The organism is Candidatus Palauibacter sp. (genome assembly GCF_965222475.1).
Lineage (GTDB): Bacteria > Gemmatimonadota > Gemmatimonadetes > Palauibacterales > Palauibacteraceae > Palauibacter.
Genome location: NZ_CBDCUB010000008.1, coordinates 1193531 through 1203576, shown reverse-complemented (window position 1 = coordinate 1203576; position 10046 = coordinate 1193531). Strand labels below are relative to the sequence as shown.

12 protein-coding genes are annotated in these 10046 nt (G+C 71.4%); 2 read left to right on the top strand and 10 right to left on the bottom strand.

Annotated elements, in window-relative coordinates:
• Positions 1-1161, bottom strand: a 1161-nt coding sequence (gene murQ, locus ACOQPP_RS20590) for an N-acetylmuramic acid 6-phosphate etherase (RefSeq protein ID WP_420637379.1), incomplete at its 3' end; no start/stop codon positions are given.
• 121 nt (positions 1162-1282) lie between these two features.
• On the opposite strand from murQ, the gene ACOQPP_RS20585 reads away from it, so the two are divergent.
• The gene (locus ACOQPP_RS20585) at positions 1283-2044 is read left to right on the top strand and encodes an endonuclease III domain-containing protein (protein WP_419164741.1); all 762 of its coding nucleotides are present in this window, start codon (positions 1283-1285) and stop codon (positions 2042-2044) included.
• Between the two features lie 5 nt (positions 2045-2049).
• Here the strand turns inward: ACOQPP_RS20585 and ACOQPP_RS20580 are convergent, their stop codons facing one another.
• The gene (locus ACOQPP_RS20580; RefSeq protein WP_419164740.1) at positions 2050-2796 is read right to left on the bottom strand and encodes a hypothetical protein; all 747 of its coding nucleotides are present in this window, start codon (positions 2794-2796) and stop codon (positions 2050-2052) included.
• 111 nt (positions 2797-2907) lie between these two features.
• Between ACOQPP_RS20580 and ACOQPP_RS20575 the strand changes: the two genes are divergently transcribed.
• On the top strand, positions 2908-4689 hold the full coding sequence (locus ACOQPP_RS20575) for an ABC transporter ATP-binding protein (RefSeq protein ID WP_419164739.1): 1782 nt from the start codon (positions 2908-2910) through the stop codon (positions 4687-4689).
• A gap of 1 nt (position 4690) precedes the next feature.
• On the opposite strand, the gene speB is transcribed toward ACOQPP_RS20575, so the two are convergent.
• The 8 genes from speB to ACOQPP_RS20535 all read right to left on the bottom strand — a co-directional run bounded on the left by speB (position 4691) and on the right by ACOQPP_RS20535 (position 9989).
• On the bottom strand, positions 4691-5593 hold the full coding sequence (speB, locus tag ACOQPP_RS20570; protein ID WP_419164850.1) for an agmatinase: 903 nt from the start codon (positions 5591-5593) through the stop codon (positions 4691-4693).
• Between the two features lie 11 nt (positions 5594-5604).
• Positions 5605-6051: a Fur family transcriptional regulator gene (locus ACOQPP_RS20565; protein ID WP_419164738.1), complete on the bottom strand. Its 447-nt coding sequence runs from the start codon at positions 6049-6051 to the stop codon at positions 5605-5607.
• A 94-nt stretch (positions 6052-6145) separates the two neighbouring features.
• Positions 6146-6571, bottom strand: coding sequence for a hypothetical protein (locus tag ACOQPP_RS20560; protein ID WP_419164737.1), 426 nt, complete (start codon positions 6569-6571; stop codon positions 6146-6148).
• A gap of 113 nt (positions 6572-6684) precedes the next feature.
• Entirely contained in the window at positions 6685-7740 is a 1056-nt protein-coding gene (locus ACOQPP_RS20555; RefSeq protein ID WP_419164736.1) for a DHH family phosphoesterase, read from the bottom strand.
• Positions 7733-8392: a dephospho-CoA kinase gene (coaE, locus tag ACOQPP_RS20550; RefSeq protein ID WP_420637378.1), complete on the bottom strand. Its 660-nt coding sequence runs from the start codon at positions 8390-8392 to the stop codon at positions 7733-7735. The genes ACOQPP_RS20555 and coaE overlap by 8 nt, the downstream gene beginning before the upstream one ends.
• 40 nt (positions 8393-8432) lie before the next feature.
• Positions 8433-8783, bottom strand: a complete 351-nt coding sequence (locus ACOQPP_RS20545) for a HesB/IscA family protein (protein WP_419164734.1) — start codon at positions 8781-8783, stop codon at positions 8433-8435.
• A 64-nt stretch (positions 8784-8847) separates the two neighbouring features.
• Entirely contained in the window at positions 8848-9744 is an 897-nt protein-coding gene (locus ACOQPP_RS20540; RefSeq protein WP_419164733.1) for a PHP domain-containing protein, read from the bottom strand.
• Positions 9741-9989, bottom strand: coding sequence for a hypothetical protein (locus ACOQPP_RS20535; RefSeq protein ID WP_419164732.1), 249 nt, complete (start codon positions 9987-9989; stop codon positions 9741-9743). The genes ACOQPP_RS20540 and ACOQPP_RS20535 overlap by 4 nt, the downstream gene beginning before the upstream one ends.
• Between the last annotated feature and the right edge of the window lie 57 nt (positions 9990-10046).

The following is a 10046-nucleotide window of genomic DNA, read 5'->3' as shown; positions in this document are numbered from 1 at the left end:
CGCCGGGTCGCCCGGCTCCACGAGCCAACCCTCGAGGCGCGGCCGCACCGCCTCCCGCTCGAACGCCGCCAGGTGCGCGGCGTGCCGGCCCGGGCTCCAGGCCGTTCGCCGCGCGGGCACGCCCCGGCCCGCCGCGTCCGCCGCCGCGCCCGCCTCCCGGGCGGCGGCGAGGCGGGCGGGCGCCTCGCCCAGCCGGGCGAGGAGTTCAGGGCCATCGGGCCAGCCCGGCGCCGGCGGGTAGCCGCCATAGCGGGGGCGCCAGCCGCCGCCGAAACGCTCGATCGCCAGGCCGAGGAAGCCGTCGACGCAATCCAGATACCGTTCGGCGCGCGCCCGATCGACGCCGAGCGCGTGCATCGCGAGCGCCGTTTTCGCGGCGCCGCCCGTGCGGATCAACGCGCGCCGGGCCTCCGCGCGCGACGCGCCCGTCACCATCGTGAAGATCCGAATCCCCCGGTCGACGAGCTTCGCGGAGCGCGCGCGCAGGTCCACCATGAGGTTCTCGTACACGCGCCCGCCGCGGACCATCGCCGCCGTCGTGATCGTGTTCAGCACGAGCTTCGTCGCGGTCCCCGCCTTCATCCGCGTGGAGCCGGCGATGACTTCGGGACCGACGAGCGGGAGGATGAGGTGGTCCACCAGGTCGGCGACTTCCCGCGCCGGCTCCGTGCAGCCGAGAAAGGCCGTCCCCGCGCCGAGCGAAGCCGCCTCGCGCAGCGCCCCGAGGACGTACGGGGTCGTCCCGGAGGTGGCGATCCCGAGCACGAGATCCGCGGGCCCGACCCCCAGCTCGCGAACGGCTTCCGCCCCGCCCGCCCGCGAGTCCTCGGCCCCCTCGGCGCTCCGCGCGAGCGCGCCCGGCCCTCCGGCGATGATCGCCCGCACGAGGCTCGGGTCGACGCCGAACGTGGGCGGGCATTCCGCCGCGTCGAGGACCCCGAGTCGGCCGCTCGTCCCGGCGCCCGCGTAGATGAGACGCCCCCTGCGGCGGAAGCGCTCGACGATGTCGTCCACCACGCGCGCGATCCCCTCCGCCTGCGAGGCGATGGCCTCCGGCACCGCCCGATCCTCCGCCTGGATCAGGCGGACGATCGTGACGCTGTCGGCCCGATCGATCGCGCGGGTGCGCGGATTGCGCGCCTCCGTGAGGCGGGGATCCAACGTATCCGACCTCGGGATTCGTTGCTGGGGGATCCGGCGTCAGGGTACACTGCGCGCCAACCTAGAAGGTTCGCCGTGGCCGCGGGAGTCGCGACGGTCCGGAGAGGAGGGACGCGCCAGCGTGAGTTCCGCCGTGAGTTCCGCAGGGGATACACCTCCCGGCCCGGAGGCCGGTCTCGTCCTCCGGCGCCTCGCTCGACGGTTCCCCGTGCCCGACAAGCCGCAGCTCGCTCCGCTCGACGAACTCATCCTGACGATCCTGAGCCAGTCGACGACCGACCGGAACCGGGACCGTGCCTGGCGCAACCTCGCCGAACGGTTCCCGCGCGAGCCGCGGCCCGGGGGCGAGGACCCCTCGGGACACTCCGGCCAACCCGTCTCGATCTGCTGGGAGTCCGTGCTTGGCGCCGGCCCGGAGGCGCTGGAGGACGCCGTCCGTGTCGCGGGGCTGGCGAACCGGAAGGTGCCGGCCATCCTCCACGCCCTCGAACGGCTCGCCGCCGAGGTCGGCCGACTGTCGCTCGACCACCTCGGGGAGATGGACGACGACGAGGCGATCGCCTATCTGACGACCTTCCGCGGCGTCGGCGTGAAGACCGCCGCCTGCGTGCTCTGCTTCTCGCTGCGGCGGCCGGTGCTCCCCGTCGACACGCACGTCCTGCGCATCGCCCGCCGCCTGGCGTGGGCCCCTCCGCGGGCCTCCGCCGACCGGACGCACGCAATCCTGGCCCATCGGGTGCCCCCCGAAGAGCGATTCCGGATGCACATGCTCCTCATCACTTTCGGGCGCTCTCTCTGCCTGGCCCGCGCCCCGCGCTGCGGCGAATGCCCGCTGGAACCCGACTGCCCCAGGGTGGGCGTGCGGACGCCCGTGGCGAAGTAACGGACTCACATGGCGGGGATCCCGAACACGAACGGTTCGTCCAGCCGCACCCTCAGGATCGCCCCGGGATCGAGCCCCGGGGCCGCGTCCCCCGCCGGCAGCAGGATCGCCGTGCCCGGCGCCACGCCGGCCGCCGCTCCGACGACCGACCCCCGACGACCGCCCCCGATCACGCGACCCAGGATCGGCTCCGTCGCCGCCTCGTCGGCCCACGCGCCCAACCCCGCGGCATCGATCGAGACGACCGACGCCGATATCGGCCACTCCCGCCCGTTGAAGAAGACCTCGAGGAAGCGGAGCTTGATCATCGCTTCACCCCCGTCGCCCGATATCTCCATCGCGGTGATCGCACCCTCGACGAGCGAGTTCATCGGCACGAGAACCATGTTGTTCTCGATCAGCGGCCGGATCACCCCCGCCCTGAAACGGTCCCCGGGGCGTTGTTCACCCACGCGGATCGGATCGATGAGTTCGATCTCGAACTCGGCGCCGGCCCTGACCTGGACCATCGTGAAGGAGACCTCGGCCTCGTTCCCGCCCTCGGCGGGCGCTCCACCTTCCGTCGTTTCGGTGTCCGGCGCGGCCGGAGCCCGCCGCACGGGCGACGCCGGGGGCGGGTTCTCCCCCGCATCCCCTTCCGTCCGCGCCCGATCGGGGACGATCTCCGGCGCGCAACCCGCCGCGAGAGCGATCGTCGCAAGCGCCGCCGCGCCCGTCGCGACGAGGCGTTCAATGCCCCGTTTTGCAGTCATCAAGCTTCCTTCCTGTCATTGTACGGCCCCCGGCGCGCGCGTACGTTCGACGGCGCGCCGGGCGACCCCCGCCATCCGCCGCGTCCGCTCGGCCGGTCCACCGGAGATGCCTTGAAATCCCTTCGAACGCTGCTACCCTACTTCCGCCCGTACCGGTTGGGAATCTCGGCCGGGCTCCTCCTCGTCATCGTCAGCAATCTGTTCACCGTCGCGGCCCCCTATATACTCAAGATGGCGATCGACGCGCTGGAACAGGAACTCCGCCCCGAACTCATCCTGCGCTACGCGGCGCTGCTCGCGGGGATTTCCCTGCTCGCCGGCGTCACGCGGTTCTGGATGCGGAAGCTGCTCAACGGCCTCAGCCGGCGGATGGAGACCGATCTGCGGCGGGATCTCTTCGGTCACCTCATGCGTCTCCCGCCGCAGTTCTTCGACGCGTGGCGCACCGGCGACCTCGTGAGCCGGGCCACGAACGACGTGCAGGCGGTCCGCATGGTCGCGGGCCCCGCGATCATGTACGCGGTCAACACCGCCACCGTCGCCACGCTGGCCCTCGGGTTGATGATCTGGATCGACCCCATGCTGACGCTGTGGGCGATGATCCCGATGGCCGTCCTCCCCCCCGTCGTGTTCATCTTCGGCCGGCAGATCCATCAGCGCTTCGAGAAGATCCAGGCCCAGTTCTCGGAGCTGTCCAACTTCGCGCAGGAGAACCTCGCCGGCGCCCGCATCGTGAAGGCGTACGTGCGCGAAGACGCGCGGGCACACCGTTTCGAGGCCCTGAACCGGCACTACAAGTCGCTCAACCTCGGCCTCGCCCGCGTGTGGGGGATGTTCCATCCCTCGCTCATGTTCTTCACGGGCGTCGGCGCCGTCGTCGTGCTCTGGTTCGGCGGCGGACAGGTACTGCGCGGGGCGATCAGCCTCGGCGATTTCGTCGCCTTCTCATTCTACCTCACGCTGCTCATGTGGCCGATGATCGCGCTCGGCTGGGTGACGAACCTCTTCCAGCGCGGGGCCGCGTCGATGGGGCGGCTCAACGAACTGCTCGGGATCGCGCCCGGGATCCGCGACCCGGAGACGCCGGTCGCCTTCCCCGCTCCGCGCGGCGCGGTGGCGTTCGATGACGTCTCCTTCCGGTATCCGGGCGGAGAGCGCGACATCCTCCACCGCATCTCGTTCCGCATCGAACCCGGCCAGACGGTCGCCATCGTGGGGGCCACCGCGAGCGGGAAGTCGACGCTGGCCGCGCTCATCCCCCGCCTCTACGACGTGACCGGGGGCGCGATCCGCGTGGACGGCGCGGACATCCGGCAGATCCGGCTGGAGGCTCTCCGGGACGCGATCGCCTTCGTCCCGCAGGAACCCTTCCTCTTCAGCATGCGGCTGAGGACGAACATCGAACTGCGCCGGGGCGAGGAGGCGGCGGGGGCGCCGCTCACCGACGAACTCCGGAGCGCGCTCGCCGTCTCGCAGCTCGAGAAGACGCTCGCCGTCCTCCCCACCGGGATCGACACCCGTCTGGGCGAGCGCGGCATCAACCTCTCCGGGGGGCAGAAACAGCGCGCCACGCTGGCCCGCGCGGTCCACCGCGACGCGCCGATCCTGATCCTCGACGACGCCCTCTCGGCCGTGGATTCGGAGACGGAGACGGCGATCCTGGAGGCGCTGCGCGACTATATGTCCGGGCGGACGTCGATCATCGTGTCGCACCGGGTATCCGCGGTCCGCACCGCCGACCTGATTCTCGTCCTCGACGATGGACGGCTCGTGGAACGCGGCGTGCACGAGGATCTGATCGCGGCCGAGGGCACCTACGCGCGGTTGCTCCGGCGCCAGCTCGTGGAGGAGGAACTCGAGAGCCTCGAGCGCCGCCGCGTCGCCGGCGCCTGACTCAGCCTCCAGCGGCCCGGAACCCGATCATCTTGTAGGCGAGCTTCGCGGCCGTGAAGGCCGAGGCCTCCTCGCCGCGGCGCGGCGCGAGTTCGACGAGGTCGGCCCCCACCACGTTGCGCTCACGGAAGACCCGGGAGAGGAGATCGAGGGCGTCCCACCACCCGCCCCCGCCCGGCTCGGGCGTGCCCGTGGCCGGCATGAGCGACGGGTCGAAGAAATCCACGTCGAACGTAATGTAGACGTTCTCCCCCAGCGCCCGGAGCGCCCGCTCGACCCACCCCGGACGCCGCATCTCGTGCGCGAAGACGACCTCGAGTCCGCGGTCGCGGATGATGTCGCGCTCCTCCAGGGTGAGCGCCCGGATGCCGACCGATACGATGTTCGCGCTTCGTTCCAGCACGCGCCGCATCACGCAGGCATGGTTCCACGGCGAGCCGTGGTGACGATCCCTGAGGTCGGCGTGGGCGTCGAACTGGAGGATCGTCACGTCACCGCCGAGCCGGTCCAGCCAGGCCGTGGCCGGCGCACTCGAGATGGAGTGTTCTCCGCCCAGCCCGATGACGAAGCGGTCCCCGGCGGCCTCGAGGAGGTCGTCGTACAGCGCGCGGAGCCTCGCCACCGCCAGCTCCGGCCCCTCCGTGCCGAGGTCGATCGATGGGAGCGTGCAGACGCCGACTTCGTACGGCTCGGAATCGAGTTCCTCGTCGTACCACTCGATGTAGCGGGAGGCCTCGATGATCGCCGCCGGGCCTTCCCGCGTACCGGTCCCCCAGCTCGTCGTGGCTTCGTACGGGACGGGCAGGATGACGACGGCGGACGCGTCCCATCCGGAGAGGGCGGGCGGAAGGTCGAGGAAGTTGTGCCGGTCGGTCCACCCGTGACCGGCGAGGACGGCGGGCAGATCCGTTCCGGTCAGTGGAGGCAGTCGGGGCAGTAGCCCTCCAGTTCGAGACGATAGCCGACGACGTCGAAGGGCGTCATCTCGGACAGACCCTGCATCCAGTCGCGGGGGCGCAGACCCTCGATGTCCTGCACGCGCCCGCACGAGAGGCAGCGGATGTGCTCGTGTTCGTCGGTGCGGCCGTCGTACCGCGCCGGACCGGCGCCGAGCGAGAGCTTGCGGGCGACGCCGCAGGTGACGAACGCCTCGAGCGCCTTGTACACCGTGGCGAGGCTGATGTCGGGGATATGTTCCCGGACCGAGGTGAAGACGTCATCCGCCGTCGGATGCGCCGTCGTCCCCGAGAGGACGCGGTACACCGCGGCGCGCTGGGCCGTAAACCGGTGTCCCCGGGCTTCCAGAGCGCGACGCAACTCTTCCGGCGTTATCCCGCGAGTCGGCGCGTCCAAAGGGTTCACTGCGATATCCCGCCGTCCAGAGAATCAGGAGGCGGACCGACCCCGGGGGCGATCCGCCGATCACCCTCGAAGCTAATGCCCCTGTCGACCGCGATCAATCGGCCGCGTCGGTCTCCCGGTACTGCTCGAGGAAGGTCTCCCAGCGCTCGTCATCGCCGTCGATCGACACATGTCGCGCCGGCGTCGCCTGCCTCAGCCGCCGCTGGAGACCGGCGACGAGACCCGGGACGCGGTCGGCGGGCGCGCGGCCGTGCTCCACCACCACCTGATGGGTCGGCTTCCCGTTGGCCGGGACCATGCGCGCGCTGTAGAGCGCCCGTTTTCCATTCTCGAGGATACGCGTGAAGAGGAGAAACTCGGACGAATCCTCGACCTGGGGGAGCGGCGGGAAAAGCCAGATATCGCCGATGCTCGGCGGGGGAACCCGCCGGCTCAGGTCCCCGAGACGGGCCGTCCGGGACCGGGGATCGAGCGCCCCGTTCCGGGGGCCGGGCATGTTCTTCCCCACCTTCGCGTCCATCTCTCACCTCCACCACCAGAACCCCTCTCAGGAGACCCCCAACGGATCTCCCGGACGCAAACGGCACGCCCCGAACATACGGACGACGCCCTTCCGGAGGCAATCGACCCCCGTCAGCGCGGCGAGGGCGGTTCCGGCTCGGTGGCCGCCTCCACGAGCGGACGCAACGCATCCAGCACGACGCGGACCGCCTGTTCCAGATCGAGTTCGATGATCGCGCCGGACGCCTTCGCGTGCCCTCCGCCCCCCAGGAGTTGCGCCACGCCGGACACATTCACGCTTCCGTTGGAACGCAGCGACACTTTCGTCCGGTCGGGGGCCAGGCCGCGGAAGAAGAGCCCGACCTCGATCCCCTCGAGGCGGCGCGGAAACTCGACCAGGCCTTCCGTGTCCTCGCCGCGCGCCCCGACCCTCGAGAGCGCCCGGTGATCGAGGGCGATCCAGGCGATCGGCGCGCGGGGGTCGACCTCGAGCCGCTCGAGACCGAGCCGCAGCAGCCCGAGCCGGCCGCGGGTGTAGACGCCGTACAGGGCTCGATACATCGCCCCCGAGTCCACCCCCGCCCCGAGCAGCACGCTCGCGATGGCATGGGTGCGGGGGGTCGTGTTGGAGAAACGGAAGGAACCGGTGTCCGTCGAGATGGCCGCGTACAGACCCTCCGCCTCGCGCAGGGTGAGCGGGTCTTCATCGAACGACAGGAGGTCGAAGATGAGTTCCCCCGTGGCGCAGGCCGACGGGTCGCGGATCGCGGGGTCCACGAGGGCGGCTCCGGTGGGCGGGTGATGGTCGATGAGGACGCCCCCGACTCGGGCCGCGTATCCCGGCAGACGGCCGAGGCGCTTCGGCTCGGCCGTGTCGAGGATGGCCAGGCAGTCGGCCCGGTTCAGCGGATCCGCGGCGGCGGGGTCCTGCTGGACAAGCGCCGGCACTTCCGTGAGGAGGAAGCGGAGGGAACGCGGGGGAGGGCTCGGCGTGACGATGGTGACTTCCGCACCACGCCGCAGGAGCCGCGACGCCAGCGCCACCATGCTTCCGATGCCGTCGCCGTCCGGGTTCACGTGCGTCGTCAGCACGACGGACGCCGCCGCGTGCAGGCGGCTCCGAACCGCCCGGAGAGCGGCGGCCCGCGCGGAAGACATCCGGGGCACGACTCGGCGGCCGTCAGACATCGTCTTCCGCCCCCGCGGCCGCATCCGCGTCCCGGGTCCGGGCGGCCGCCAGGATGCCCTCCCACAGTTCACGGGCCGCCTGGTCGAGCCGTTCGGGATCGCCCGCGTTGTCGAGCACGCGGTCCGCCCGCCGCCGTTTCTCGGAGGCCGGGAGCTGGGCCGCATCGACGGCCGCGAAGCGCTCGGGGCTCCAGCCCCGTGAACGCCGCGCCCGCCCCTCGCGTACTTCCGCCGGCGCGTCGATCGCCACGATCATGTCGTAATCTTCATCCAGGCCGACTTCGAACAGGAGCGGGATCTCCTCCGCGATCACGCGCTCGCCGGCGGCCGTCGCCTCCGCCACGCGACGGGCTCGCAGTTCGCGGATGCCCGCGTGGGAGATGCGCTCGAGACGCGCCCGCGCCTCGTCGTCGCCGAAGACCGCCCCCGCGAGCGCCGCGCGGTCGATGGCCCCATCGGAGCCGATCACGTCTTCGCCGAACACGTCGCGGATCTCCCGGAAGGCCGCCGAGCCCGGCCGCACGACTTCGCGGGCGAGTTCGTCGGAGTCGATGACGGTGGCGCCGAACGCGGCCAGCCGGCGGGCCACGGCGCTCTTCCCCGCCGCCACCGTGCCGGTGAGGCCCACCCGGAAGGGGACGGACGCTCTCACGCGCACCGCCGGGCCCGGCCGGACGCCGAGGTTCCGCCGCCTAGACGGCGAAGGACGTCCCGCAGCCGCAGCTCCCGGTCGCGTTCGGATTCTCGAACGTGAAGCCGGTGCCCTGAAACGAACTGTGGTATCCGATCGAGAGACCGGCGAGGTACTGCGCGCTGAACGGGTCGATGACCACGGGCACCCCTTCGGACTCGAAAGTGAAATCGTCGTCGCGAATCGTCGTGTCCATGTCCAGCCCGTACTCGAAACCCGAGCAGCCGCCCGGGATGACGCTCACCCGGAGCACGGCCTCGACCTCCGCTCCGGCCTGGAACTCTCTCACCTTCTCGGCCGCCTCCCGGGTCAGGGTGACGATCGGTTCGGTGGCCTGTGTCATCTCGCTCATGGCGCCTGTACCTCCCGGGCGGGAACCTCCCCGCCGACATATGACAAGATAACCGTCCTGCCGGTCATTGCCGAACCGAATTCCGGCGGGCGGCGCGACCGAAGTGCGTCCGCTCGCGGATCGCCTCCATCCAGCGGGCGGGCACATGCGCCCAGCCCGGGCTCCGTCTCCCCGTGCTCGGCCCGTGCCAGTCCGAGCCGCCGCACGTGAGCAGGCCGAGTTCGTCGGCCACGGCCTTCATGCGGGCCTGCACGGCGGCCTTGTTCGCCGGGTGCACGACCTCGACCCCGTCGAGCCCTTCGCCCGCCCACCGGCGGACATCATCCACGCCGTGCACCGTCCCCGGGTGCGCGACGCATACGACCCCGCCCGCCGCATGCACCTGATCGAACACCAGCTTCGGCGGCGTCTCCTTCTTGCGAACGAACGCGGGGCAGCCTCGTGAAAGATACAGCCGGAACACCGCGCTCAGGTCCGATACGTGCCCCCCGGCGACCATCGCGCGCGCGACATGCGCCCGGGTCGGGGCCGCCGCGCCCGTCTGCCGCTTCACGTCCTCGCCGGTCAACGCTACCCCCGCCGCCTGCAGGAGCTCGACGATCCGTCGGGCGCGCCGGCGCCGGTCTTCCCGATACCGGCGGAGGAAGTCCTGCAGCCCCGGGTGCTCGCGATCGAAGCCGAACGCGAGGAGATGCACCGATCGCCCCGGCTCGTTGGCCGACAACTCCGCGCCCGGCAGGAAGCGGAGGCCGTGCCTGAGGGCCGCGGCCTCCGCCTCGGCGAGCCCGGAGGTCGTGTCGTGATCGGTGAGCGCGAAGCCCGCCAGGCCGGCCTCCGCGACGGTCCGCACGACCTCGTCGACGGGGATCGTCCCGTCACTGTGCGTCGAGTGGAGATGGAGATCGACGCCCGCAGCCGCTCCCGCGCCCGGCGTCGCTCCGCCCGCGGTTCCGCCGCTCAAGGACCGTACGTCGGGTAGTCCCGCGGAATCCCCATCGAACGCGAAGCGTCGAACAGCGCCCGGAGTTCCTCCTCCGGGATCTCCTCGAAGCTCCCGCTCCCCGCGTATCGGTCCGCGTCCACCCGGACGACCCGATAGGGGCGCTGGTCGGTCGAGGTGCAGAAGAAAACGACCACGCGCTCGCCACCCTCTTCGGCGAGAGTCGCGCGCCAGGTGGCGCCGTCGGCCTTGATTCTCGTGCTCACGCGTTCATCGTCCCGTTCGTGGGTCCGTCTCGCAGGATGGCTCAGCGTCCTTCGCGG